Source organism: Streptomyces sp. NPDC044061 (genome assembly GCF_056434305.1).
On the sequence record NZ_JBWKFL010000054.1, the window covers coordinates 15,007 to 40,187 of the forward strand.

General features: G+C 70.0%; 27 protein-coding genes. 16 read left to right on the plus strand and 11 right to left on the minus strand.

The features are described 5' to 3' along the window. Window positions 1–120: 120 nt before the first annotated feature. Window positions 121–1,173 (minus strand): FUSC family protein, encoded by a 1,053-nt coding sequence (locus AC07CM_RS43685; RefSeq protein ID WP_478882122.1) that lies wholly within the window; start codon window positions 1,171–1,173, stop codon window positions 121–123. A gap of 419 nt (window positions 1,174–1,592) precedes the next feature. On the opposite strand from AC07CM_RS43685, the gene AC07CM_RS43690 reads away from it, so the two are divergent. Then, on the plus strand, window positions 1,593–2,030 hold the full coding sequence (locus AC07CM_RS43690) for a subtilase-type protease inhibitor (protein ID WP_478882123.1): 438 nt from the start codon (window positions 1,593–1,595) through the stop codon (window positions 2,028–2,030). A 90-nt stretch (window positions 2,031–2,120) separates the two neighbouring features. Here AC07CM_RS43690 and AC07CM_RS43695 read toward each other — a convergent pair whose 3' ends face one another. The 6 genes from AC07CM_RS43695 to AC07CM_RS43720 form a co-directional block, all read right to left on the minus strand. After that, a complete protein-coding gene (locus tag AC07CM_RS43695) occupies window positions 2,121–3,008 on the minus strand; it encodes an alpha/beta fold hydrolase (RefSeq protein ID WP_478882124.1) in 888 nt (295 codons plus the stop codon). Next, the gene (locus tag AC07CM_RS43700; RefSeq protein ID WP_478882125.1) at window positions 3,008–3,751 is read right to left on the minus strand and encodes a TetR/AcrR family transcriptional regulator; all 744 of its coding nucleotides are present in this window, start codon (window positions 3,749–3,751) and stop codon (window positions 3,008–3,010) included. Before AC07CM_RS43700 ends, AC07CM_RS43695 begins: the two co-directional genes overlap by 1 nt. A gap of 129 nt (window positions 3,752–3,880) precedes the next feature. Then, on the minus strand, window positions 3,881–4,327 hold the full coding sequence (locus AC07CM_RS43705; RefSeq protein WP_478882126.1) for a MarR family transcriptional regulator: 447 nt from the start codon (window positions 4,325–4,327) through the stop codon (window positions 3,881–3,883). 156 nt (window positions 4,328–4,483) lie between these two features. Next, the gene (locus tag AC07CM_RS43710) at window positions 4,484–6,040 is read right to left on the minus strand and encodes an FAD-dependent oxidoreductase (RefSeq protein ID WP_478882127.1); all 1,557 of its coding nucleotides are present in this window, start codon (window positions 6,038–6,040) and stop codon (window positions 4,484–4,486) included. Continuing rightward, on the minus strand, window positions 6,037–6,768 hold the full coding sequence (locus tag AC07CM_RS43715; RefSeq protein WP_478882128.1) for a methyltransferase domain-containing protein: 732 nt from the start codon (window positions 6,766–6,768) through the stop codon (window positions 6,037–6,039). The genes AC07CM_RS43710 and AC07CM_RS43715 overlap by 4 nt, the downstream gene beginning before the upstream one ends. A gap of 28 nt (window positions 6,769–6,796) precedes the next feature. Further along, on the minus strand, window positions 6,797–7,990 hold the full coding sequence (locus AC07CM_RS43720) for a lycopene cyclase family protein (protein ID WP_478882129.1): 1,194 nt from the start codon (window positions 7,988–7,990) through the stop codon (window positions 6,797–6,799). 406 nt (window positions 7,991–8,396) lie between these two features. Between AC07CM_RS43720 and AC07CM_RS43725 the strand changes: the two genes are divergently transcribed. From AC07CM_RS43725 to AC07CM_RS43740, 4 genes are read left to right on the plus strand one after another with little or no spacing between them, the layout of a single operon-like run. Beyond that, the gene (locus tag AC07CM_RS43725) at window positions 8,397–9,572 is read left to right on the plus strand and encodes a polyprenyl synthetase family protein (RefSeq protein ID WP_478882130.1); all 1,176 of its coding nucleotides are present in this window, start codon (window positions 8,397–8,399) and stop codon (window positions 9,570–9,572) included. Further along, a complete protein-coding gene (gene crtI, locus AC07CM_RS43730; RefSeq protein WP_478882131.1) occupies window positions 9,569–11,110 on the plus strand; it encodes a phytoene desaturase family protein in 1,542 nt (513 codons plus the stop codon). Before AC07CM_RS43725 ends, crtI begins: the two co-directional genes overlap by 4 nt. Beyond that, the gene (locus AC07CM_RS43735; protein WP_478882132.1) at window positions 11,107–12,135 is read left to right on the plus strand and encodes a phytoene/squalene synthase family protein; all 1,029 of its coding nucleotides are present in this window, start codon (window positions 11,107–11,109) and stop codon (window positions 12,133–12,135) included. Before crtI ends, AC07CM_RS43735 begins: the two co-directional genes overlap by 4 nt. Continuing rightward, the gene (locus AC07CM_RS43740) at window positions 12,132–13,148 is read left to right on the plus strand and encodes a Rieske (2Fe-2S) protein (RefSeq protein ID WP_478882133.1); all 1,017 of its coding nucleotides are present in this window, start codon (window positions 12,132–12,134) and stop codon (window positions 13,146–13,148) included. The genes AC07CM_RS43735 and AC07CM_RS43740 overlap by 4 nt, the downstream gene beginning before the upstream one ends. A gap of 27 nt (window positions 13,149–13,175) precedes the next feature. On the opposite strand, the gene AC07CM_RS43745 is transcribed toward AC07CM_RS43740, so the two are convergent. Beyond that, the gene (locus tag AC07CM_RS43745) at window positions 13,176–13,778 is read right to left on the minus strand and encodes a TetR/AcrR family transcriptional regulator (protein WP_478882134.1); all 603 of its coding nucleotides are present in this window, start codon (window positions 13,776–13,778) and stop codon (window positions 13,176–13,178) included. A gap of 179 nt (window positions 13,779–13,957) precedes the next feature. Between AC07CM_RS43745 and AC07CM_RS43750 the strand changes: the two genes are divergently transcribed. The 3 genes from AC07CM_RS43750 to AC07CM_RS43760 all read left to right on the plus strand — a co-directional run bounded on the left by AC07CM_RS43750 (window position 13,958) and on the right by AC07CM_RS43760 (window position 16,416). Further along, on the plus strand, window positions 13,958–14,554 hold the full coding sequence (locus AC07CM_RS43750) for an ATP-binding protein (RefSeq protein ID WP_478882135.1): 597 nt from the start codon (window positions 13,958–13,960) through the stop codon (window positions 14,552–14,554). Between the two features lie 219 nt (window positions 14,555–14,773). Continuing rightward, window positions 14,774–15,394, plus strand: coding sequence for a sigma-70 family RNA polymerase sigma factor (locus AC07CM_RS43755; RefSeq protein ID WP_478882136.1), 621 nt, complete (start codon window positions 14,774–14,776; stop codon window positions 15,392–15,394). Next, a complete protein-coding gene (locus tag AC07CM_RS43760) occupies window positions 15,391–16,416 on the plus strand; it encodes a MerR family transcriptional regulator (protein WP_478882137.1) in 1,026 nt (341 codons plus the stop codon). Before AC07CM_RS43755 ends, AC07CM_RS43760 begins: the two co-directional genes overlap by 4 nt. Before the next feature lie 13 nt (window positions 16,417–16,429). Here AC07CM_RS43760 and AC07CM_RS43765 read toward each other — a convergent pair whose 3' ends face one another. Next, complete coding sequence (locus tag AC07CM_RS43765; RefSeq protein WP_478882151.1) at window positions 16,430–16,768, minus strand: hypothetical protein; 339 nt, start codon at window positions 16,766–16,768, stop codon at window positions 16,430–16,432. A 368-nt stretch (window positions 16,769–17,136) separates the two neighbouring features. Between AC07CM_RS43765 and AC07CM_RS43770 the strand changes: the two genes are divergently transcribed. From AC07CM_RS43770 to AC07CM_RS43790, 5 genes are all read left to right on the plus strand, one after another. Beyond that, complete coding sequence (locus AC07CM_RS43770; RefSeq protein ID WP_478882138.1) at window positions 17,137–17,820, plus strand: ATP-dependent DNA ligase; 684 nt, start codon at window positions 17,137–17,139, stop codon at window positions 17,818–17,820. Between the two features lie 71 nt (window positions 17,821–17,891). Further along, window positions 17,892–18,170, plus strand: a complete 279-nt coding sequence (locus AC07CM_RS43775) for a hypothetical protein (RefSeq protein ID WP_478882139.1) — start codon at window positions 17,892–17,894, stop codon at window positions 18,168–18,170. A 15-nt stretch (window positions 18,171–18,185) separates the two neighbouring features. Continuing rightward, the gene (locus AC07CM_RS43780) at window positions 18,186–18,614 is read left to right on the plus strand and encodes a S1 RNA-binding domain-containing protein (RefSeq protein ID WP_478882140.1); all 429 of its coding nucleotides are present in this window, start codon (window positions 18,186–18,188) and stop codon (window positions 18,612–18,614) included. A 74-nt stretch (window positions 18,615–18,688) separates the two neighbouring features. Further along, the gene (locus AC07CM_RS43785; protein WP_478882152.1) at window positions 18,689–19,975 is read left to right on the plus strand and encodes a phosphatase PAP2 family protein; all 1,287 of its coding nucleotides are present in this window, start codon (window positions 18,689–18,691) and stop codon (window positions 19,973–19,975) included. Between the two features lie 152 nt (window positions 19,976–20,127). Next, window positions 20,128–20,277, plus strand: coding sequence for a hypothetical protein (locus tag AC07CM_RS43790; protein WP_478882141.1), 150 nt, complete (start codon window positions 20,128–20,130; stop codon window positions 20,275–20,277). Between the two features lie 116 nt (window positions 20,278–20,393). Here AC07CM_RS43790 and AC07CM_RS43795 read toward each other — a convergent pair whose 3' ends face one another. Together AC07CM_RS43795 and AC07CM_RS43800 are read right to left on the minus strand one after the other, a co-directional pair. After that, complete coding sequence (locus AC07CM_RS43795; protein ID WP_478882142.1) at window positions 20,394–21,767, minus strand: sensor histidine kinase; 1,374 nt, start codon at window positions 21,765–21,767, stop codon at window positions 20,394–20,396. After that, window positions 21,764–22,513, minus strand: coding sequence for a response regulator transcription factor (locus AC07CM_RS43800; protein ID WP_478882143.1), 750 nt, complete (start codon window positions 22,511–22,513; stop codon window positions 21,764–21,766). Before AC07CM_RS43800 ends, AC07CM_RS43795 begins: the two co-directional genes overlap by 4 nt. 79 nt (window positions 22,514–22,592) lie before the next feature. On the opposite strand from AC07CM_RS43800, the gene AC07CM_RS43805 reads away from it, so the two are divergent. Genes AC07CM_RS43805 through AC07CM_RS43815 form a run of 3 tightly spaced genes read left to right on the plus strand, consistent with a single transcriptional unit; the run spans window position 22,593 to window position 24,942 of the window. Further along, window positions 22,593–23,273 carry a DUF4956 domain-containing protein gene (locus AC07CM_RS43805; protein ID WP_478882144.1) on the plus strand — a complete coding sequence of 227 codons (681 nt, stop codon included), beginning with the start codon at window positions 22,593–22,595 and terminating at the stop codon, window positions 23,271–23,273. After that, entirely contained in the window at window positions 23,270–24,076 is an 807-nt protein-coding gene (locus AC07CM_RS43810) for a polyphosphate polymerase domain-containing protein (RefSeq protein ID WP_478882145.1), read from the plus strand. The genes AC07CM_RS43805 and AC07CM_RS43810 overlap by 4 nt, the downstream gene beginning before the upstream one ends. After that, complete coding sequence (locus tag AC07CM_RS43815; protein WP_478882146.1) at window positions 24,073–24,942, plus strand: phosphatase PAP2 family protein; 870 nt, start codon at window positions 24,073–24,075, stop codon at window positions 24,940–24,942. Before AC07CM_RS43810 ends, AC07CM_RS43815 begins: the two co-directional genes overlap by 4 nt. The last annotated feature ends 239 nt before the right edge of the window (window positions 24,943–25,181 follow it).

Sequence of the window (25,181 nt, forward strand, 5' to 3'; positions counted from 1 at the left end):
GCTTCTCCGGTCACGCTACAGGCCGTCGCCGTCAGTCCGGGCGGACGGAGGCCCCGGGCGGGGATGTGCCGACCTCGGACTGGACGCTCCCATGTGCGTGGCCGGCTCGGACGCAGGCGCTCACGTGGTGAGGTGGCGGTCGAGGTCGTCGAGAATCTGCTGGAAGGGCCTGCGGAGGGCCACGGCGGCGGGGCGCCTGTCGACGCGGACATAAGCGCTCAGGTCGGCACGGGCCGTGGACAGTGCGGACCGCGGGTCTTCCCCGTCCAGGACGTGGTTGATCGCTTGGGTGGTGGAAGTGGCCAGTGTCGACAGGTGTCTTCGGGCGTCGGCGAGGACCGGAACGAGGTCTTCTCTGCCGGTGAACGCGGCGACTTCCTTGGCCAGGGTTGCGATGTACGGGGTCAGCCCGTCGGCGGTCGCGATGCCGTGGGCCAGCAGCTTCACCGTCTCGCGGTGCCGGCGGCGCAGGGGGTTGAAACGCATGGCGCGTTCGGCTTCGCGGGCCCTGAGGGCGCCGGCATGGATCGCGTCGATCTCGCTCGTGACAGCGATGACGTTGCCGCGCGCTGCCTCGGGATCGGTGCCGACGACCGCGGCAGTGCCGGTGAGGGCTTGGGCGAGGCGTGTGCGGGAGTCGCGGGCGAGAACCGTGAGGGAGCGACGGGGGTCGGGGGGCCAGAGCAGCGGCGCGAGCAGGATCGTCACGGCCGCTCCCGCTCCGGTCTCCCAGAGGCGATGGAAGGCGTAGGCGTCGGGAGAGGTGCTGGCGAAGACGAGCAGTGAGGAGGCCGGGACCTGGATGTTCAGGGGGCCGCCGGCGCGCAGGAGCATTCCGGCACCCAGACCCAGGGTGACGACCAGGGCGAGCGCGGCGGTCGAGGGGTGCAGGATGTTCAGGACGGCGATGCCGATCAGGACACCCGCGACGACGCCCAGCACGCGTTGGAGGGAGGTGGCCAGGGCGGTCATCGGATCTCCGCGCAGGGCGACGAGTGGCACGATGGCCGCGTAGACGGGGGGCTGGTCCGCTCCCAGCCACAGCGCGACCTGCCATGCGGCGGCGACGGTGATCACGATCCGCGCCGCGGCCGGTCCTTCGGCGCGCAGGACGTCCCAGGCACGGCTGGAGCGCAGCGTGTCGGCGAACGACGCCTCGCGCGACCTGCGCACCAGCGGTCTCCCTGACCTCGACCGTGATCAACAGGCCCAGCGTGACGGCCGAACGGCCCAGTGCACCCGATTACGCCACAGGCGGCATGTCGTGCTCCTCGCACCAAGTGGCGTGCGGGTGCCTGTGCGGCCGGCCAGGCGCCCGTTCTGAAGCACGCCCTGGCTTCCGGCCATTCTGCACAGTGAAGGGACCCTGGCGACCTGGCCTTTCACCCTGTCAAGTCTAGCCAGATTCACACATATTCATAGTGAATGAAGATTTTCAGAGATTCGATCACACCCTTGACCTGCTCACATTATGTTCACATTGCACCCACAGGTCGAACACGTCTCAAAGACGGCCCGTCGATTGGCCTTGCTCCATTGCTCCGGCGAAGCTGCTCCCGGCCCACAAGGCCCCTGACCCTCAAGGAGTTTCCATGCGCATGAACCCGCGCTTCGCCGGTACCGCCGCGGCGGCCGTCGCTCTGATCGGTGCAACCCTCGCCGCGACCTCGGGCGCGGCCACCGCGGCGCCGGCCGGCCTCTACGCACCGTCGGCTCTGGTCCTGACCGTCTCCTACCCCGGAGGATCGACCGACACCGCGGCTCGCGCCGTCACGCTGAGCTGCGCGCCCGGGGCAAGCGGCACCCACCCCTCCCCCGCCGCGGCCTGCGCGGATCTGCGCAACGTCGACGGTCAGCTCGACGCCCTGCTGTCCTCGGCACCCGGCCAGGCCTGTACGCGACTCTGGTCCCCCGTCACCGTGACGGTCGACGGTGTCTGGCAGGGAACACGCACCTCTTGGAAACACACTTTTGCGAATTCCTGCGAAATGAACAACGCGGTCACGCAGAGCAGCCTCCTCAGCTTCTGACCTCAGGGGTGGTTCCGGGGCACCGGGCCAGAGGCACCGTGCCCCGGGCGCCGACCGTGGCTCCCGGACGGGAGTGGCGCCCTGGGTGGATCACGGCTTGTCGAGGAAGGCTTCGAGGGCGTCGGCGACTTCGTCCGGGGCCTCGACCTGCGGATAGTGGCCGACGGCGGGCGGCCCCGCAAGTTCCGTCACCCTCGCGAGCGGCATGCGTTCCCTGATGCGGGGCAGCACATGGGCACCGCTGATGGGGTCGGCAGGCCCCCACACGAACAAGGCCGGACCCTCGTAGCCCTCAAGTGCCGCGGTCCAGCGGGCCCTGTGGGTGCGCCGCTCGTCGATGTAGCGGAGCAGCCGCGGCGCCAGCAGGTGCCCGTGGTCCCGGGAGACGCTCTCCCACATGGCATGCAGATCGTGGTCCGGGACGGCCCGGCCCAGCACCCGACGCATCGAGGAACGGAAGCCGCGCTCGGTGACGGCATGGGCGAGCACCGGGCCGAACAGGCCGTGGAGCAGCCGCTGGACGACCAGGGGACGGTGCAGATCGGGGTAGAGACCCCCGTTCAGCCAGGCCATCCGTGTGATCCGGCCGGGATTTCGCGCCAGCAGTTCCTGAGCCACGCTGACGCCGTAGTCGTGGGCGACCAACGCTGTGTCGCCGACGGCGAGGCTGCGCCACATGTCCTCCACCAGATCGGCCTGTTCGAGCACCGAGTAGGTGTGCCTGCGCGGCTTGTCGCTGTGCCCGAAGCCGAGCAGGTCGAAGGTGGTGACGCGATGGCCCCGTGCCGCCAGCCGGGGCACGATCAGCGACCAGTCGTGGGATGAGGTGGGGAAGCCGTGCACGAGCGTCACCGGTACACCGGCGGCGGGGCCGTCCTGACGGACGAACAGCGTGTGTGCGCCCGTGCGTCCTTGAACGGTGATCCGCTCTCCCCCGGCGGCCCAGTGCGCCCCGGAGGGCATGGCGGTCCGGGACACTAGCGGTCCTTTCGGGTAGCGGCGATACCGTCGAGGAGGCATCGCAGGCCGAATTCGAACTCGTCGTCCCCGTCCGGACCGCCGAGCAGCGCGGAGTGGGCTGTGACGAGCGGATGCCTTCCGGCGGGCAGCGAGGCGAACAGGTCGGTCATGGCCGCGCGTTGTGCGGGCGTGCGCGCTGCTCCCCCGGTGTCCAGCACCACCGCCCCGACCACATAGTGCGTGACGGTGAGGTAGATGCGCACCGCGCTCTCGGGGGGCCAGCCCGCCTCGGTCAGCAGCCTCAAGCCCGCTTCACGGGCACGCAGGGCGTTGGGCCCGAGCAGCTGCCCCCGGGTGAGCAGAGGCACCAGCGCACGGTGCGCGAGCAGAACACGACGGTACTCCCGCGCCCCGGCCTCGGTTCCGGCTCGCCAGTCGGCGCCCGGCGCGGGTAGGGAGATCTCTCCCAGCATGTGGTCGACCAGTTCGACGAACAGTGCCTCGCGGCTCGGCACATGACGGTACAGCGAGGTGTGCCGCACCTTCAGCCGTTCGGCCACGGTCCGCATCGTCAGCGCGTCCAGCCCGTCCTCGTCTGCGATGCGGAGCGAGGCCTCCGTGATCGCGTCAAGTGTGAGTCCCTCGGGCCGGGATCGCCGGCGCGCCCGGGCGGCGTAGCGCGTACTCCACCAGGCGGCCGAGCCGACCTCGGGGACCGGGTCGCCCGTGGGCGGGCTCTGTGTGCTGCTGTGTTCCCTCATGCGCTGGCCGGCCATTCGGGGAGGGCGGGGTCGAGCGGGGAGTCGCTGCCCCGTTCAGACCTCCGCACGTCGGTGCGTCCACTGGACGCACTTTATGCGTCCAGTGGACGCATCGACAAGAGGCCGACTTCAGGCTCCGGCCAACTCGGCGTTCGCCCGCTGCGTGACCAGGGCCAACACGCGGCCCGTGATCGCCAAGTCCTCGGTCGGAATTCCGGCGTACAGCCGGGCGGAGATCTCGGCCGTCTCAGCGGTGGTGCTCTCGTACAGCTCCCGTCCTGCGTCCGTGAGCCGCGTCCGGGACGCCTCCGCAGGGTCCTCCTCCAGCAGCTTCGCGGCCGTCAGCTCCTCGATCACGCCCCGCACGACGGAATCATGGGCCTTCAGCGAGCCGGTGACATCGCCGACGAGTTCGTCGCGGCCGATGGATCCGCCCGCGGCAACGACGGCGCGCAGCGTCACACTCTGGTCGAACGTGGCGCCGTGACGGGTCAGGACACCCTCCAGGAGGGCACGCCCGGCGTAGTGCGCCAGGGCTACGACCCGGCCATTGACTGTGGGTGCGGTGGTGGTCATGACTGCTCCTTCTCGTTCGCCGCGCGTGGATCAAGCTGTGGTGAATACCATACATGACTACTATGTACATGGCTACTAATTTCTCGCGGGCACCCGAAACGTGGTCGTGACCGGACCGGTCTGCCGCGGCGACCGTCTCGTTCAGCACATACCGGCTCAGCCACTCCCCCAGCACGCAAGAGCGCGCAGTACGGCGCCGCGGCCCTGAGTGGGCACTGTCCAGAGAGTCTGGCCTCGAACGCCCCAGCGCTCGAGCAGTGCGTTCGCGGCGAGGAATCCGCTTGTCGCGGCACGCTCCATCAGCGCCACCGGCAGGTCCGTGCGCACCAGGTCACCGGCGAGGACAAGGCCGGGCTCGGGTGTGCGCACCGTCGGCCGGTCACGGTACCCGCCGACAGCGAACAGCGGGCAGTCCTGCCGCCATTCGTGCCGGACGTCGAGCACGGCGGCGCTCTGCGTTTCCGGGTACACGCGGCGCAACTCCTCGATCAGACGCTTCTGCTCGATCTCGCGCGTGGCGTGTGGTGGCACGGCATAGGCATGCAGTTCAACAACGGATCCGCCGGTACGCGCGGCCCATCGGGCTGCCTCGTCCTCCCAGCGCTCCAGCACGCTGACGTTGTCCAGGCCACCGTAGCCACTCGTGCCCAGGAACCCTGGTCGATCGGGGTTCACAGGCCGGTCCAACCACAAGCGGGTGACCAGGAAGGACGGCGCGTTGCGCAGACGCTGGATCCGCTCGCGCCATTGAGCGTCGCCCAGTTGGTCCGAGCGGTTGACGACAGACCGCAGGCCGGCGGTGTCCAGCGCGAGCACGACCGTGTCATGTCGCCGTTCCTCGCCGTCGGCGGTGACCACGTAGCCGCCGTCCGGCGTGCGTCCGACGTGCTCGACCGCCGTGGATGTCCGCACGTCGGCGCCGTGGCCACGGACATAGCCGGCCAGTGGATCCCACAGAGCGGCCGGGAAAGGTGCGCGGGGTACGTCGAACAGCAGGCCTTCGGCGGAGCCGAGGAAGTAGATGTGGAACATCAGCACCATTTCCGCTGCCGACAGCTCCCTCGGGTCGGCGAAGAAGCTGCGGGAGAAGACCTCGAACGCCAGGTGGCGGGCCATCGAGGGAAAGCCCACTGCTTCGAGGAAGTCGTGGGCGCTGGTGCCGTCGAGGCGTTCGTAGACGTCAGGCACCCGCACGTTCAGCAGCGGAAGGGCCGCGACCGGGTTCATGCCCCGCAGGTCCCGCAGGCCGAAGGACGGGCTGACGGCGGCGAAGCCGAGCGCGCTCCACGGTGGGGTGCGAGGAACGCGGCGAAAGCTGTCACGCAGTCCTTCGCTGTGCTGCAGTGGGTAGTCGGGCAGGGCCGTCAGGCGTTCCAGCCGGGGATCGGTACGGCGCAGCAGCCCCCGGAGGTTGTAGTACTGACGGAAGAAGGCGTGAAAGCCCCGGCTCATGGTCGCGGAGGAGCCGTCCGACAGCTCGACCGGCCATCCGCCGACCCGGCCGCCCAGGTACGGTGCGCCCTCGTACAGTGTCACGTCGACTCCGCGTTCGGCGAGCGCCGTGGCAGCGGCCAGCCCGGCGACACCGCCTCCTACGACGGCGGCTGTCGGGCGGAAGCCATCGACCCGGGGGGCGCCGGGATGCGGCGCCAGCAGGCGGGCGCGGCGATCCCGGCCGCGGCGGGCGGTGCCGGAACGGCGGTCTGTCTTCATCGGCAGCCTCGCGCGGTGGTGTGGGGTCGGCGTGCGACGAAGGTGTGCTCGATGCCCGTCTGCCAGCCTGGCAGCGGCAGGGCTCGCACGTGCTCGAACCCGGCGGCGCCCACACGGTGAGCGAACCGCTCCGCGGTGTCGAACGCGACGACGCTGCGCCACAGATGGCGGTAGAGCTCGCCGTCGCCCAGCACGGTTGCGACGGGCTGCACGATGCCGCGGCACACCAGTGTCCACACCGCGCGGTCCACACGTCGGCCGCTGAGGATGTATTCGTGCACGCCCAGTCGTCCCCCTGGGCTGAGCAGCTCGTGCACATCGCCGAGCACGGCGTCCGGATCGGAGAGGTTGCGGAAGAGATAGGCGGCGAACACCGCGTCGAACGAGCCCCTCACGCCGGCGTCGAGCAAGCCCTCCGCCGGAGCGTGCACAAAGGTCACATGGGACGTCCAAGGCTTGGCCGCGGCTCTTTCCAGCATGCCCGCCGACGCGTCCACGGCCGTGATGTCCGCGCCCGGCATCGTGGAGCACAGTGCGGCGGTCGAGGCGCCGGTGCCGCAGCCGAGGTCCAGCACGCGCAGTCCTTCTCCGCGCCCGGGCAACCCGAGACGGCGTGCGGAGCGGCGCAGGTGCGCGTGGTACCCGGGGTTGGCGGCCACCAACGTGTCATAGGTGTGCGCAGCATGGTCGAACGCGGCGGCGAGTCTCTCGTCGCGCAACAGGCTCATACGGTCTCCAGGAGCGACGTGCGGCGGGTCATGACGGGATGAAGGGCCGGCGGGGCAGGCCAGGCAGCTCCAGTACGGAACGGAGCATCGGCCCGACCGGGGTGCGAAGACCGATGGCGAGATCTTCGAACAGGCGGGTACGCCCGTCGAGGAAGCGCAGTACGCGGCTCATCGGCTGGGACTCGAACAGGCGCGAGAAGAGGGCCGGGCCGTCGACCCGGCCGCTGTCCAGGGCCCGAAGCAGTACCGCGTCCATGGCCCGCGAGCGGGCCCGATGTGCGGGCGGCGGGACAGGGCACCGGCCCCTGCGCAGGGCGGCCGCGACGGACTGTGTCTGGCGTTGCAGTCCGGCGAAGGTGTATCCGGTCGACGATCGGGTGGCACCGCCGGCGGCACCGATGCGGAAGACGGACTTTCCCACGCGTCTGGGCATCCTGGCGTCCGTCATGGGGATGATCCCGGTCTCGGTCGCCATCACCTCCGTACTGCCGAGCCGCAACACGTCCTGGGCGTAGTGGCGTACGGCCGCCTCGTAGCCGTCCGCAGTCAGGACGCGCGCGGAGAACTCGGTGTACTCCACCAAGGCCTCCTGGCGGCCCGTGGGCAACACGTAGCCGAAGGACAGACCCTGGGCAGGCTGGGGGGTACGGAAGTCCATCAACTCGACGACGTCACGGTCGAACACGGGGCGAGCAGTGCGGACGAACCAGCCGTGGAAGTGCTGCAGCATCGTGGTGCGGGCCGGGGGGAGGCTGCGCAGCGGGCGGGAGTCGAAGACCCACCGGGCGCGCAGCGTGCCTGTCAGCCCGTCGGCTGCGCGGAACGCGATGCGGGCTCCTCCGTCGACGTCCTCGACCGTCTGGACGGTGGCCACCAGGTGCCGCACGTTGAGGCTGCGCCTCAGGTCACTCATGACCAGGTCCTCGAAGTCGTCGGACCGGATCATCTTGTAGCTCAGGGGCGAGATGTCGTCCCGGAACGGGGTGCCGGTCGGTGGATGTACGCGCAGCGACCGCCAGTTGGCGGTGACTGCGGCTTCGAAGCGGCCGGGGCCGTTCTCCCAGAAGCACCACGTGCGGCTCGGCGGCCTCAGGGGGCCGGGCGGAGCGTCCACGAGGACCACCGATGGCGTGAGACCGCCGTGTACGTGGCCCGACAGGCGATGGGCGAGCGACAACCCGGCCGCGCCCGCACCGATGACCGCCACATCCGCCTCCAGCACGACGTCTGCCTCCTCCTTCGCGTGCGCACGTGGCCGTTCTTCCCGCTCCTGCGCCCGATCGGATGCGCGTCACTCGAATGCGACGAGCGGTTGTCGCCGAAAGGAACGAGTGTGGAAAGGGATGTCATGTGCCGATCGCCCACATGGATTCGCCACCGATCCGCATCCGTGCGCGGCTTTCGGAGCGAAGGTCACGGCAACGGAATGATCTGCGCTCACGACGAGAGGACCCGCGATGCGCCCCAACCCGGCGACAGATCATCATGCGGCCGGCGCCCCGGCCGCACCGCGACCGGGCGCCCTTCGACAGTCCGCCGTCCGGGTGCAGCCGGGCGGCCCGCGCATCGAGCCTCCCTCATCCCACCTCGATGCGGACGGCGTCGCGCGGTGGCCCGGCGTCGGCGGGGTGAGCGCAATCGATCAGGACGTGCACGGGGCTGTGGGTCATGTACTGGACGAGGTACTGGCCGATCGGGTCGAACGGGCCAGGGCCGTGGACCCACGCTTCGCCGACGACCTCGCTGTGCGGGTGGCGCAGTTCACTCGGCGGGGCGGCAAGCGCGTCCGCTCGCGACTGCTCTGGTGGGCGCTGCGGGCATGTGGCTCGGACGACGACCTGGCGGCCTCGGCGGCCCTTCGGGTGGGCGCCGCACTGGAGCTCGTGCAGACCTGTGCACTGGTCCAGGACGACGTCATGGACAGCTCGCCGCGGCGCCGGGGCGAGCTCGCCCTGCACACGGCGCTGGGCACCCAGTACGCGCACGCCGCTCGGCCGGGCCGCGTTGCCCGGTTCGGGGACGCCGCGGCGGTCCTGGCCGGAGACCTCGCTCTTGCCTGGGCCGACGACCTGGTGACCGAGACGCCGCTGCCTGCCGGTACCGCGCACATCGTGCGGCGCATCTGGAGCGACATGCGCACCGAGATGGTGGCGGGTCAGTACCTCGATGTCCACGGACAGATCACCGCGTGCCGATCGCCGGACCAGGTCCTGCGCTCCGCCTGTCTGAAGAGCGCCCTCTACTCCGTCGAGCGGCCGCTCGCGCTGGGCGCGGCACTGGCCGGGGCCGACGACGGCACCGCACGCGCTCTGTGCTCGGCCGGGCGCTGCATCGGCATGGCTTTCCAGCTGCGGGACGACCTGAACGACATCTTCGACGATGACGAACCCGGCGGCAGGTCGGCGGGCGGAGACATCCGCGAGGGCAAGAGCACCTACCTGATCGCCGTGGCCCGGGCCCGCGCCGAGGCAGCCGGTGACCAGGCCGCGCTGACCGCCCTGGACCGCTCCCTGGGCGACGGCGGCCTGACCGGGGCAGATATCGATGAGGTGCGGGAGATCCTGGAGACCACCGGCGCGCGTGCCGCTGTCGAGAAGAAGATCGGCCGGCTGCTGGCACAGGGACTCCGGCATGTCGACGGTGCCTTGTTCGACCCCGTGGGCGGAAGCCGCTTGCGCGAGCTGCTCGTGGCGGCGGCCGGCTGTGAGCGTGTGCGTCCCGAGCCGCGTCCGGACGGAGCTGAGCCGGACTTCGCCGTGGCCGTGCGCCTGATTGCCTACGCCGGCGAGGAGACCCGCGCATGACGCGCACTCTGCCCGGCCGCACCGACCACGTCGTCGTGGTGGGCGCAGGACTCGCCGGTCTGTCGGCCGCTCTGCATCTTCTGGGCGCCGGCCGCCGTGTCACGGTCGTGGAGCGTGACACGCTGCCCGGGGGCCGTGCCGGACGTCTGGACCTGTCCGGCTACCTCGTCGACACCGGTCCGACGGTGCTGACCATGCCCGACCTCGCGGACGAGGCGTTCGCGGCGGTGGGCGAGAGCCTGTACGACCGCGTCGAGCTGATCCCGCTGCATCCCGCGTACCACGCCCGCTTCGCCGACGGGACGTCACTCGACGTCCATACCGAAGCCGAGGCCATGGTCGCGGAGGTGGAGCGTTTCGCCGGTGCCGCCGAGGCGGCGGGCTACCGGCGGCTGCGGGCCTGGCTGAAGCAGCTGTACCGGGTGCAGATGAACAGGTTCATCGACGCCAACTTCGACTCTCCGTTGGAGCTTCTGAACGGCGACCTGGCGCGCTTGGCCGCTCTCGGCGGCTTCGCAGGCCTGGACTCCCGGATCGGCCGCTTTCTACGGGACGAGCGGCTGCGCCGGGTGTTCTCCTTCCAGGCTCTCTACGCAGGCGTCCCACCTGCCCGTGCGCTGGCGGCGTACGCCGTCATCGCCTACATGGACACCGTCGCCGGCGTGTATTTCCCGCGAGGTGGGATGCACGCGCTGCCGCGGGCCATGGCGGATGCCGCTGCCGAGGCGGGCGCCGACCTGCGGTTCGGACAGCGGGTGACTCGTCTGGAACGGTCCGGCGACCGGATCACGGCGGTCGTCACCGACCGGGAACGACTTCCCTGCGATGCTGTCGTACTCACACCGGATCTGCCCGTCGCCTACGGGCTGCTGGGCCGCCGGCCCCGGCGCCCGCTGCGACTGCGCCACTCCCCTTCCGCGGTCGTCCTGCATGTGGGCACCGACCGGAGCTGGCCTCAACTGGCACATCACACAATCCTCTTCGGGGCTGCCTGGCACAGCACCTTCAAGGAACTGACTCGCACAGGTCGTCTGATGACCGACCCCTCACTGCTGATCACACGTCCTACCGCCACCGATCCGACGCTCGCGCCGCCGGGACACCAGGTCCTCTACATCCTCGCGCCCTGCCCCAACACCGAAATCGGCCCCGGCGCGTCGACCTGGGAGGATCTTGCGCCGCGGTACCGCGCCAAGTTGCTGCGAGAGCTCGAGCACCGGGGGCTCGACGGCGTCGAGGCCGCCATCGAGCAGGAGTGCCTTGTCACACCGGCCACCTGGCAGTCCCAGGGGCATGCCGCCGGCACACCGTTCTCTGCCGCCCACACCTTCGCGCAGACCGGCCCGTTCCGTCCGCGGAATCTGGTGCGCGGCACGGAGAACGCCGTCCTCGCCGGCTGCGGCACGACCCCGGGCGTGGGTGTACCGACCGTGCTGGTGTCGGGAAAGCTGGCCGCGGTGCGGATCACCGGCGTTCGCGGACCGGCATCCGCCCGCAGGCGCCCGTCGCCGTCACGCAGCAGGGAGACCGTGGAATGAGCGACCGCGAACTCAACGCGGCAGGCATCGCCGACGCGGCGCTGCGTGAGGCCTACCGGTACTGCCGCGTGCTCAACGCCCGTCACGGCAAGTCGTACTTCCTCGCCACCAGGCTCCTGCCCGTCGAGCGCCGGGCCGCCGTACACGCCCTGTACGGGTTCGCGCGCTGGGCCGACGACATCGTCGACTCACTCGATCCCCACAGCGGCCCCCAGGAGCGGAAGGCAGCACTGACCGAGCTCGCAACGAGCCTCAGCGAGGGGCTGCGCGGTGGGAGGAGCAAAGAACCAGTAGTGCTCGCGCTGGCGCACACGGCACACCGGTACGCCATCCCCCACGAGCACTTCGACGACTTCATGACAGCCATGAGCGCCGACCTGGTCGTCACGGACTACGCGACCTACGCGGACCTGTGCGGCTACATGCACGGCTCCGCCGCCGTCATCGGGCTGCAGATGCTGCCGGTTCTGGGAACAGTGGTTCCCCACGCGGAAGCGGCACCCCATGCGGCCGCCCTCGGCATCGCGTTCCAGATGAGCAACTTCCTACGGGACGTGGGTGAGGACCTCGACCGCGGCCGCGTGTACCTGCCCGCCGATCTGCTCGCCGCCCACGGGGTCGACCGCGCCCTGTTGCACTGGAGCCGCGGCAACGATCGGCCCGATCCGCGCATCACCGCGGCGCTGAGGGAATTCGAGGCTCTGACCCGGAGCGTGTACCGGGAAGCGGCGCCGGGTCTCGACATGCTGGATCCCGTGGCCCGCCCCTGCATCCGTACCGCGTTCGTGCTGTACAGCGGCATCCTGGACGCCATCGCCGACGAGGGCTACGCGGTCCTGCGGCGCCGGGCGGTGGTTTCCCGGCGACGACGTGCCGCGGTCGCCGCCGACGGGCTCGCCCGAGTGATCGCGGCACGGGCCCGCGCCCGGGGCGTCAACCGCCGCACGGCCACCGCGCGCTCCGGCCCGCCGCCCGCGGCCGGCCGGAGGTCACCCCGCCACAGCACCCAACGGGAGGTCGCGTGAACTCCGTCCGGCCAGGCCGCAGGAACCGTCTCCCGCTGGCCCTGCGCCGACGTCCCCTTCCCTGGGACAAGCAGCGGCCGACCTGGCGCGACGCCAAACCCTCGCTTATCGCCGAAGCACTGAAGCGCGCCCAGTCCCGTCCGTCCGGCAACTGGTACGTCATGGACGCCTCGTACAAGCTGCGCTCCGACCGTCCGCTCGCGCGCAAGGTGGCAGGGCGGGAGGTGATCGTCTGGCGGTCCGCTGACGGTCGCCCGGTGGCGGGACCCGGCATCTGCCCGCATCTGGGTGCCCCTTTGCAGGACAGCCCCGTGCACTGCGGCACGCTGGTGTGCCATTGGCACGGCCTCGCCCTGACCGGAGCACCGTTCGCCGGTTGGAACCCACTGCCCACATACGACGACGGCGTTCTGCTGTGGGTACGGCTCGACGAGGTGGGCGGCGAAACACCGACGGACGAGCCCGTGCTGCCCCCGCGTCCCGATCACGCCAGGGCCCTGTCGGCGGTCTATGTCGGGGAAGGGATCTGTGAACCCGAGGATGTCGTGGCCAACCGCCTGGATCCCTGGCACGGAGCGTGGTTCCACCCCTACTCGTTCGTCGATCTGACGGTGGTCAGCGCACCGGAGTCCTCCGGAGCGGGAGCCGACGACGGATTCGTCGTCGACGTCTCCTTCAAGGTCGCGGGTCGGCTCGTCGTGCCGGTGCGGGCCGTGTTCACCGCGCCCGAACCGCGTACCGTCGTCATGCGCATCACCGACGGCGAGGGCCGGGGTTCCGTCGTCGAGACACATGCCACTCCGCTGGAGACAGACGACGGGGGACGCCCGCGCACGGCCGTCATCGAAGCTGTCGTCGCGACCTCCGAACGTTCCGGATTCACCGTGGCGCGCCGAGCGGCACCGCTGCTGCGCCCACTCGTCAGAGCCGCCGCCGGACGCCTGTGGCGCGACGACCTGGCCTATGCCGAACGACGCTGGCACCTGCGCTCCAAAGGAATCTTCCCCGGCTGACCGGAGCGGCGCGGAACAGGGAACCGGTCAGGTCCGGTCGGCCTGCCAGGCGGGCTCGAGGCGGTCGAGGAGTGTCCGGCAGGCTGTGTCGGCGCGGTCCCAGTCACCGTCCGCCAGCGGCGCGATGAGCAGTCCGAACAGGGCGTCGACCAGCAGGGTGGCTTCACAACGGGCGCGCTGCTCGGTCATGCCGACACCGCGGAAGAGGGAGTCGAACAGGTCCCTCCACCCGGTGAGAAGGTCGCGCATGACCGGCCCGTACCGCTCGGGGTGGAGCAGGCTGACAGTCATGACCTCGAGGTAGAGCGGGAGGGTGGCGCGCATCTCGGGCGCGCTGAACTGTCGCCAGGCCTCCTCGGTGAATCGGCGGAGCTCCGCGGTGTTCTGTGGCCGCCGGTCGGCTTCGAGCAGGCCACGAGCACGGAGAAGTGGTCGCTCCTCGTACATGGCCAGAGCCTCGGTGATCATGCGCTCCTTGGTCCCGAAGTAGTACAGAAGCATGCGGTCGCTGGTGTCCAAGGCACGGGCCAAGGGCCGTAGGGACAGGTCCGTCAGTCCGTTGCGGATCACGTACTCGCGCACACGGTCGAGCAGGTCACGGCGCTTTTCCGGGTCCGGTCCGCGCGGCATGAAGCCCTCCCGGGCAGTAGGTGCAGCGAACAGCGCAGCTGAAGTCCACTTTCACTCGTTTTTTGTACTTCTTTACCGTAGCACCCGCTTCATGTATATTTGAGGTGTAGCAACCGCTACAGACACGAGTGATCCTCGCCCCAGGGTCCGACCTGCACAGCTCTGAAGGGATTGATTCCATGGCCGCCAAGGCCATCGGCCTCACCATCAACTCTGGCCAAGGACTGCTGACCCGCCATCGGGGCCTTCGGCTTCGCGGGCTGGGGCGAAAGACCGCGCCGGAGATGCACCGGTCCCCCACCGCCGGCTCGTGGTTCACCCGGCAGTGGGCCATGTGGGCGCGGGTCGTCACTCCCTTGCGTCCGCTCGACGCACCGCGCGCCCGGCCCACCGCCTGGGATGCCTCTTGGCCCTTGCGGAGGGAGCTGACCTCGGTCGGCCGGGCCCGTCGGCTGGTGACCGCACAGCTGAGCGACTGGGGCCTGACGGACGCCACCGACACTGCCCAGCTCCTGGTCAGCGAAGTGGTCACCAACGCACTGCGCCATACGCGAGGCCCGCTGCGACTCAACCTGCAGCTGCGCGGCTCCCAGCTGCGGTGCGAGGTGGAGGACACCGAGGACACGGCCGCCGTGCGCCGCGCCGTGGACACCGACGCGGAAGGCGGGCGCGGCGCAGAGCTGCTCGACCTGCTCAGCGACGCCTGGGGCAACAGCACAACGGCAATCGGGAAAACCGTCTGGTTCGTCCTGACGGTGAACGCACCGGCGATCTAGCGGACGCCCGTGTCACCAGGCCATCTTCTTCGGCGGCCGGACGCCGAGAAGGGGGCCTTTCTCCCCGTGACGCACACGAGAATCGACGCATGAACGTTGCGAGTGGAAGACCGCGTCGTTTTGTCGTGACTCTGTTCTGGACGGTCCAGCCGAATTTGGCCGTCGGCGATACGCGAACAGTGCGGGACGCGCCTCCGTCCGCACGGGGAGTGACCGACCATGGCAGCTACGCAGACAGCCGGCACCGAGCGCCGTGGGTCGCCCGTTCAGGTGTCCACTCGCGACGCCACGCTGGCCACCCGCTTCGTTTCCGGCGATGAACACGCCCTCGGCGAGGTGTACCGCTCCTCGAACGCGCTGGTCTATGCGATGGCACGGCGCGTCCTGGGCGACTCCTGCGAGGCCGAGGACGTCACCCAGACGGTCTTCATGGCCGCATGGCGTGGCCGAGCGGGCTTCCGTCCCGAGCGGGGCACGCTTGCGGCCTGGCTGGTGGGCATCACCCGGCGCAAGATCGCCGATGCTCTCGAGGCCCGTACCCGCCGTGCCGCGCTGGTCGAAGCGGCAGGCATCACGCTCACCCTGTCCAATGACCGGCGGTTCTCCGATCCACAAGCCACGCTCGACCGTGTCCTGGTCGGACAGTCGATGGCCAAGCTGACCCCGGCGCAACGCACGGTCTTGTGCCTTGCCTTCTACGAAGATCTCACCCAGGCACAGATCGCCCAGGTGACGGGCTGGCCCCTTGGGACGGTGAAGAGTCACGCACGACGTGGAATGCATCGCCTCAGCCACTGCCTGCGGGACAACGAGCCCCTCTCGACAGCCGCACCCGCGTGACGGCGAGCGAGCCACAAGCGCCGGAAGCCGGCGTAACCACGGGCCATCTGGCCCGTAAGCTCGGTGTTTCCCCGACAACACTGCGCTCCTGGGACCGCCGTTACGGGCTCGGGCCGGCGCTCAGGCTGCAAGGCCACCACCGTCGTTGGTCCCCGGCCGACGTCGCGATGATGCAGGAGATGTGCAGGCTGACGGCAGCGGGCGTGCCACCGGCCGAGGCGGCACGAACCGCCCAGCGACTTGCGGCCCGACCAGAACTGAGCCATGAAGGGGACGAGGCGCCCGCACTCGACCATTTCGACTTGGCACCTCGTGCCCTGCGGCCTGGAAGCGGTCGGCCGCTCGGCATCGTACGACTGGAATGCCGAGGCCTGGTACGAGCCGCTGTGCGGATGAACGCCGCGGCGGTACAGGAGCAACTGGCCCGGGCCATCGCCACGCACGGATTGATCACTGCCTGGGAAGAGGTGATGACACCGGCCCTGCGCGCCGTCGGCCGTAAGTGGGAGTCGGGCGGTGATCAGTACGTCGAGGTCGAGCACCTGTTGACCTGGCACATCTCCGCGACTCTCCGGCACTGTTACGTCCGTTCGGCGCTGCGCCCGGTCAGGGCTGCGGACGATCTTCCCGTCCTGCTGTCCTGTCTGCCGAGCGAGCAGCACACCCTGCCGCTCGAGGCGCTGTGCGCCGTACTGGCTGAGCATGACCTGCCGGTACTCATGCTGGGCGGCGCCGTGCCCGCCGAGGCACTCGTGGCAACGGTGGGGCGGATCGGCTCGGCGGCGGTGGCCCTGTGGTGCCAGTCCCGCTCCACTTCGAGCACGGCGCTCGCACGTCACATCGCAGCCACCCGATGGGGCGTCCGCGGCGCACGCACGCGGACTCCGGTTCTCCTGTGCGGTCCGGGGTGGGCTCTGACCCCCGGCGCCGAGGCCGACATGCTGCGCCCGACGAGTCTGCGCGAGGCCGTACGCCTGCTGCTTGATCTGGACCGGGGTCCTGGGGAGGGCTCCCCGATGTGAGGGGCGGTGCATATCAGTGGGGTCGGGCGGCCATCCAGATGGTGAGATCGCGGGCGATGGCGTTGATGCTGGTCGAGGCGATGACGTCGTGCTCGTTGCGGGTGGTGTCGCGGCGGACGATCTCGTAGCCGCCCTCGTCGAGGACGGCTACCGAGGCGAACCAGGCGGGGTCGTCTTCGTCGGGCTGGATGACGACGAAGGTGTTGTCAGAGTCGTTGAGGTCGCTGATCATCATGAACAACGCGTCCTCGGAGGGATCGTCGATGCGGTCGCCGTTCTCGCTGTCAGCTCCGTAGTACTGAGCCCCCATCGTTGCCTCCCTTGCCCTGTTCACCCTGGTCGCGGTCAGCATGTCAGTCACTGGCGGATTACTTGTGTCGCGGTTCCGGCGTCACATGCTCATGGAGACGGCGGCAGGGCAACCGGCGGCGTGCGGTCCCGTGAACGCGGCCCGGCCCGGCGAATACCGGCTCGCCGCCTGACGCACGCGCGCGCAAGCCCTCCGACCGGTGGACAGGCAGTCCCCCACCGCACCCACCGATCAGCGGATGTCTCTCACCCCTGCCGCGCGGCAAAACTGGAGCACGCCGCGAAGAATCACACGCATACAGCAGATCCCCACGGACCGCCCAGCCCCGACAGCAGGCACTCACCCACGCCCCGTGGGTCGCGCCCCGCCCTGTCGACGAACCCGGAGAACCGGCGCGGAGGAGAAATCACATGAATGAGATCACTTCCTGGGAAGACCCTCGGCACGCCCCGGCCGGCGCACGGTTCCACAACCGCGTCAGGGCATGGCAGCCGATGACCGCCGTGGCGGGGACTGTGCCTCCGCCCGAACTGCGGAACGCCTACGCCTACGAAACGATCACGCACGGGCAGCGCGTCCTTGCACACCTCACGGCACAAGGCCGGACACAACTGGTGTCCCCCGCCGGCGACGACGTCACCGCCGCCTACCCCGAGCTGTCCAAGCTGCCCGAACTCGCTGACGGCCGGGAGACGGTGTTCGACGCGAAGATCATCACGCCGGGCACTCACGGGCGCCCCGCACCGCACCTCCTGCGGAGCTTGGCCGCACAACACCGCGAACCTGGTGGACCGGCCCCCGATGCACCCGACCGCCAACCCGCACACCTGGTGATCTCTGACGTCCTGTACGCGGGGCGACCCGTCCTCCGGCTGCCCTACATCGAGCGACGAGCGCTGCTCACCCGCATCATGCTCCCGGTACGAGACCACCGGGTCACCGCCTCGCGCTGCTGGCCCCAAGCGTTGGCACACGAGCTCTCCACGATGGACCTCAGCTCCCACGGATACACGGGAATCATCGCCAAACGCCTCACCAGCCCCTACCGGCCAGGCTGCCGCAGCACGGACTGGGTCACCACCATGCCGGTGTGAGGTCCTGCGACCACTGACCACCTGACCAACGGCGGCGATAGCCTGCAGGCCACCCATGAGGGGCGGATCCAGTGGGCTTCGACGCACAACGATCAGCGCGCATCGTTGCCATGCGGGAAACCGCCCGACCCGTCTGGGAGGCAAGCGGCGACACGGATGTCCTCCAGCAGTTCCTCAAGGACAACGGATGCCATGGCGTGGAAGCCGTGTTCGTCACCATGGCTCTGCTGAACTGCGGTCTCGCGGAAGCCCAACGGGCCTTCTTCAACGCCCCGTGCCGCGACGCCGAACGCCGGTTCCACAACGATGCCATGGAACAACTCGCCAAGGCCTACGAGGCCGACACGTGAGAGCGCCTACGGGCGGTGGAGCCTTGTCCACGTTCAACGTCGATATCAACGAGCCGACCCGGCATCGCCCGCCGTCAAGGACTGACCCATCTCCGGGAGCTGACTCAGACGCCCGTCGAGACTCCTGAGGGTGTCGTCCGGGTCGGCGATGAAGTCACGGTCGTCGTCACCGAAATCGACCGAGAGCGGCGCAGGCGCCGACTCTCTCCCGGCGGCAGGCCCTGCCCGACCTCCGGTGACTTCTGGTCCCTGTGCGGGTCCCATAGAGGTGACGTGAATCCCTCGCACCACCCACGACCAGGGAAACCCACCCGCAACACTCCGCTAACATGTTCGAACTCACAACGATCATCCTCAACGCCCGCCCCTGACCAAGGAACCGCGCCATCCAGCCAGACGAGTGAAGTACTCGTCCAACATCTAACAAATCGGCCAAACAATTGACATCCAGTACATCGCGGGTGATTTCGCGAATAGACAACAGAATTGGGTTCACCGCGTGGCGTCAACCACGGGTGCTGCTGTGGGCCGCGGCGGGCGTGGTGACACTCGGACTCCTCATCGCGCTTGAGGTCGCCGCACGCCGCTACGGGCAACCCGGGCCGATTACCAACCAGGTGCGAGAGGTGATGTTCGCCCCCAAGTCGGGGCCGCTGTTGTACGCCAGTATGGCGTTGATGATGGTGGTGCTCCCCCGGCGGCAACGGTTCATCGCGGCTGGTATCGCGGCCGGCATAGACGTCGTCTTCTTGCTGGTGCGGTGGGCGGTCGACGCGAGGATTCCCGAGGGCTACGGCCATCCCTTCGGCAACGGCGCGTTGTGGGTCATCCTGGCCTATGGGGTCATCGCTGTCACACGCCGTACCGGCCGGGAACGCGTCCTGTTGCTGAAGGGCGTGGGGCTGGCCCTGCTGCTGGTGACCGGCCGCAAGACCGGCGACACCTGGCTCCTCATCACATCGAAGACCCGCCCGGCGGTGCTCGACCAGTACGTGGCAACCGCGGATCACGCGCTGGGCAATCCGTCGTGGCTGGTGGGCCGGATGGTCGCGGCCTCCGGCCCGGTCGGCACCCACGTTCTCGACTACGTCTACATCCAGCTGGCGGTGGCCGCGGTCGCCGTAACGCTGTACCAGCTGCGCAACGTGGCGGTCGAGCGCCGATTCCCCCGCCATCATCTGGTGCGCACCTTTCTGGTGATCGGTCTCCTCGGGCCGGCCATTTACATGATCTTCCCGGTGGTCGGACCGGTCTTCGCCTACGGTCCCGACGGCGGGCACTGGGCGGTGGCCGACGTGTGGCCGCACACGGCACCCATCAGTGCGCCGCACTCGATGCCGTTCAACGAGATCACCCCACGCAACTGCATGCCCAGCCTGCACACAGCGTGGGCCACGGCCATCTTCATTCATTCCCGCAAGGGCCCACGGATTCTGCAATTCGCAGGCGCGTTCTGGCTGATCGCCACGCTCGCCGCAACACTGGGCTTCGGTTACCACTACGGCGCGGATCTCATTGCCGGCGTGGTGTTCACCCTCACGATCGAGGCGGCTCTGCGCTCTCAGGCGCGTGGCTGGGATCGGTCAGGAACCCAGCTGGTCGCCTACGGCGCGACGGTGTTCGCCGCGCTCCTGGTGTCCTATCGCTGTCTACCGACGGAAATGGCCAATCATCCGTTGGTTTTCGGGCCAATTCTCATCCTCGCGATGGCATCGGTGGTCTACGGCTACGTACGGACCACCACGCTGTGGGAACCGAAGACGGCACCCGCGCCGCAACCGGAACCGCAGCCCGAGCCGGCCTGAAACACGGTCACGGCACTCGGCCCGGGCGTACACGAAGCCCGGGCCGATACGCCCGCAGGAGTAACAAGGAGACCCGCCAGGGGTAACACGGAGACCTGGTACCCCGCCCCAGGACGACGCGTCGGTCGGCCGGCCGCTGCTGGCCCGGGGCCGTGCCGGGCTGGACCTCGGACCCGACGGGACGGGTCGAGGGTCGCCTGCGCACGCCGGGGACGGACGACATCGTGGTGACCGCCTACGGCAGCCGCATCCGGTTCGCCGTCCCCGAGGGCCCCGCCACGATCGGGACGCGGCCCATCTGATGCCTCCGTTCGCGGGCCACGCTTGGCGGTGCGCGCGCCGGCTGCGGCCAGAACGGCAGGCGCGTCGGAGAAAGGTCGCCTGGCGGGCCAGGCGGCGTGTCCGTGCGGCCCTTGCCTCAGCATGCGATGTCCAGGGTCACGACGGCACCCGGTGAGGCATTGCCGGCATGCGCTGTGCCGTCGTGTGAGGCGGAGACGGCCGCGACCAGGGCAAGACCCAGCCCGGCGCCGGGTGCGGTCCGGCTGGTCTCCGCCCGTGCGAAGCGGTCGAAGGCGTGCGGGAGGAAGCCGGTCGGGAAGCCGGGGCCCTCGTCGGACACCGACAGGCGCAGTCGTCCGCCACCGGTCTTCGCGTGCAGCCGGATCGTGCCGTGGCCGTGGCGCAGGGCGTTGTCCAGCAGCGTGCCGATGGCCGGCTCCAGCCAGCGCGGGTCGACATCGACGGTGGCCCCCTCGCACTCGACCATGAGGGTGCGTCCGTCGCGTTCGGCGGCCGTCCGATAAGGGGCGGACGCCTCACCGAGCAGGCGTGCCAGGTCGACGGGAGTGCGCCGGATGTGTTCGCCGCTGGCGAGCTGCTCCAGGTCGAGGAGGGTATTGGCCAGGGTGACCAGGCGCCGGACCTCGGTGTCGACCGAGTGCAGGGTCTCGGTCAGCTCCTCGGCGGTGCGCGGGCGGTGCAGGGCGACGTCCAGTTCGGCACGCATCAGGGTGAGCGGGGTGCGCAGTTCGTGGCTGGCATCGGCGATGAACTGGTGCTCACGGGCGGTGGAGGCGGCCAGTTGGTCGAGCATGTGGTTGAGCGTGTGGCCGAGGCGGGTGATCTCGTCGTCGCGGTCGACGGGCACGTCCAGACGCAGGTCCTGGGCGCCGTCCGTGAACGTGGCGGCGCCGCGTCTGTAGCGTTCCACGGGGCGCAGGGCAGCGCGGGCAGTGCGGTAGCCGACGTACGAGGCGGCGATGAGGGTGAGGCCGGCGGCGAGGGCGAGCTGGGCGAGGAGTTCGCGCAGCGCCTCGTCACGGTGGCCGCGCCGGACCGCCGCCACCACGATGCGTGTCCGGCCGTCGGCGGTGACTCGCTTGGCCTGGAGCCGCAGCGTGTCCGGGGTGATCGGCAACAGGGAGCCGACGTCCCGCCGGATCCTGTGGCCGCGTGCGACGGACCTCGCTTCCGCGGGAGTGAGCAGCCGTTGACGGCGGACGGCGTCGCTGGCGCCCAGGACGTGGCCGTGCGCGTCGAGGACCTGGTGGAGACTCCCGCTGGGGCCGGGCGGCAGCGGGGCGCCGGTGCGCACGGCGTGGTCGAGGGCGTGCCGGTAGGTGGTCAGATCGTCGTCGAGCTGCTGGTCGAGGGCCGTCTCGACCCGCAAGTACACCAGACCCGCGGTGCCCGTCAGGACCAGGGACATGGTCAGCGCGACGGCCAGTACGAGGCGGGTCACGACGGGCAGACGCCGGAACCACGCCCACAGCTGGCCGGCCCGTCTCATGGGGCGGTCTCCAGCCGGTAGCCGCGACCGCGCAGAGTGGTGATGGTCGTACGCCCGAAGGCGCGGTCGACCTTGGCGCGCACCTTGGAGACGTGGACGTCGATGGCGTTGCTGCGCAGGTCGGTCTCCCCGTCCCAGACCTCGTCCAGCAGATGGAGGCGGGTGACGACCCGGCCGGCGTTCTCCATGAGCACCCGCAGCACGTCGAACTCCCGGCGCGACAGGTCGAGTTCGGTCTCACCGCGCCAGGCCCGCTGCTGCTCGGGGTCGAGGACCAGATCGCCGACCCGGAAGCGGCCGGCGGTGTCGGGGCGGCGCCGGGATATCGCCCGCAGCCGGGCCAGCAGCTCCTCCATGGCGAACGGCTTGACCACATAGTCGTCGGCTCCGGCATCCAGCCCGGCGACCCGCTCGCTGACCGCGCCGCGTGCGGTCAGCAGGATCACGGGCACGTCGATGCCCTCACCGCGCAGCGTGCGGCACACCTCGACCCCGTCCAGACCCGGCAGCATCACGTCCAGGACCACGGCGTCGACGCGCGGATCGCGGGCTGCGGCCAGCCCGGAGGGGCCGTCGTAGCGGCCCTCGGCCGTGTGACCGGACTCGGTCAGGAAGCGGACGACCAGATCGGTCAGGCGTGTCTCGTCGTCGACGACCAGGTAGTGCATGGCGCACAGGCTAACCGCCCCCATGGACAGCTCCGGTCCTGGGAGCCGGTCGACCTTCATGGTCTGTTCATGCGACATCCCTAGCGTTCGTCACCTCACGGCGCCCCACGGACCGGTTCGGTCCGCCCTCCGGTGCGCCGTGACGAAAGGGACCTCCATGCAGACAGCGACCGTGGTGCTCGCCGCCAAGCGCATCACCGATCACATAGCCCCCACCGACCTGATGACCCGCGGCGGCCTGGACGTAGTCGCCCTGCTCATCCTGGTCGGCTGGCTCTACCGGCGCCGCCCGAGCGCGCCCGAGATACCGCTCGTCCTGACGGCGCTCAATCTCGGCCTGTTCGCCGCGATGAGCACGATCAGCGCCGGAAAGTTCCCGGCCGGGGTGGGCTTCGGCCTGTTCGGCATCCTCTCCCTGGTCCGACTGCGCAGCGCGGCCTTCACCCTGCGAGACGTCGCCTACACCTTCGCGACCCTGGTCATCGCCCTGTGCACCGGACTGCCCCAGCGGCAGAACTGGCTCGTGCTGACGGTGATCGCCGCGGTACTGCTCGCCGTCCTGCTGGTCGACGACCCCCGCAACCACACCGCCACGCGCACGGTGAAGCTCACCCTCGACCGTATCTACCCGAACCCGGCGCTCATCGCCGAGGACGTCGCCGTCCGCTTCGGGCAGGCACCCCTGTCCATCACGGTCGACGAGGTCGACTACGTGCGCGAGACCACCCGTATCTCCGCCCGCTACCCAGCCGTCGACACAAACCAGGGCACGCCTGCCGTGCCGACCGCAGCGGAGCCGGAACTCGCACTGACACGCGACGACGGGAGGGCGCTGTGACACCGGACAGCGATCTCGCGGCTCGGCTCGGCCTGCACCGGCTGCGCGGTGCCACCCTCACCGAGGTCGACGCGGCCGCGGCCCTCCAGCACCGCACCGACCGCAAGTACCTGCTCCCACTCGAACGCACACATGACCTCGTGGCCGCGCTCGCGGACAGCCACCACGTCCTCGACCTGGACGGCCGGCGCACGACCAGCTACCTCAGCACGTACTTCGACACCCCGCACCTCGGCGCCTGGCACGCCCACATCCAGCGCCGCCGCCGGCGCTGGAAGGTGCGTACCCGCTTGTACGCGGAGGACGAGCTGTGCCGGGTGGAGGTGAAGACCAAGGACGGCCGCGGCGCCACCGTCAAACATGCGCTGCGTGCCGAACCGCGGACGTACGGCCGACTCGACGCCGAGGCGGCCGAGTTCATCGACGACGTGCTGCACCGGGCCGCCATCCGCGTCACCGCGGCCGACCTGACCCCGACCGCAGAGATCCGCTACGTCCGCGCCGCCCTCGCCGATCTCCACCACGGCACCCGCGTCACGCTGGACAGCACCCTCACCTGCCACCACGGCCTGCGCACCGCCGCCCTCGCCCCGGACACCGTCCTCCTCGAGACGAAGGGCGGCACCCGCCCCGCCCCGGCTGACCGGCTGCTCCTGCGCCTCGGCGCCCGCCCGGTCTCGCTCAGCAAGTACATCGTCGGCCAGTCCCTTCTCACCCCGGGCCTGCCCGACAACGACGTACGCCGCCTCGCCCGCACCCACTTCCACCTGGGCCCGCCCCTGGAAAGGACCCGCGCCGCATGAAGCCCCCGCGCAGCATCAAATGGCCGTACGCCGTCATCGCGCTGCTCGCGGTCGTCGCCGCCGCCTTCGGCCTGCTCCGGCCGCAGGCCGCTCCGGCCGCCGCCACCTCCGCGAAGAAGAAGCTCGGAGCGACCGACCGCGTCAGGCAGAATCCGCCCCCGGCGCTCTTCAGCGACGCCGACATCGCCGCGATCGGCAAGCAGGCAGCCGCTCAACGCAAGAAGGCCGACGCCCTCTTCGCGAAGTGGAAGGCGGAGCACGGCACCACCCACGACGACAAGGCGTTCGTCTCCTGGGCCGCTCAGCAGGTCCCCGTCCCGCCCACCGCGGCCGAGCGCACCAACGAACTGCACCAGGTCCAGAAGCTGGCCAAGACCCGTACCGCCGCAGGCAAGAAGGCCGCCACCTGGCTCGAGCTGCACGGCAAGAAGGACATCTGGAAGCTCTACCTCCACGACCAGCGCGAGCTGATCCCCGCCCAGCAGGGCACAGCTGAGAAGGCCGAGCTCAAGTCCGCCCTGAAACTGGCCAAGACCATCAGCGACCAGGTCGCCGCCAAGGACAAGCAGCCAGCCCCCTTCGTCCTCGACCCCAGTCTGCGGCCTGAAAAGCACATCAAGCCCGGCGCCAAGGGCCCGTACTCCTACCCCTCCCGCCACGCCGCCCGCGCCGCGGCGGCCGTCACCTTCCTCGGCGCCCTCGCTCCGCACCGCGCCGATGACTACCGGTGGATGCAGGACGAGGTCCTCTACTCCCGCCTCTACATGGCCGGCCACGTCCCCAGCGACCTCACCTCCGGCACCCTCCTCGGCTACCTGATCGGCGACTACGAACTCGCGGTCACCGGGCACCAGCCGTCGAGCTGAGTTCGACGCCGAGGCCGCAGGCGTGGGTCGGCTCGAGAAGGGGTGTGACACATGCGGCGCCCAGTGCGCTGTCATCGGTGAGCCGCTCCTACGGCCGGTGCAAGGCCCGCGTCCCCCTTTGTGCGGGTCATTGCCCCCCCGGGGGGGGGGGGGGGGGGGCCCCCCCCCCCCCCCCCCCCCCCCCCCCCCCCCCCCCCCCCCCCCCCTTTTCCGCAGGAAAAAGAAAAAAAAAGGGTCAG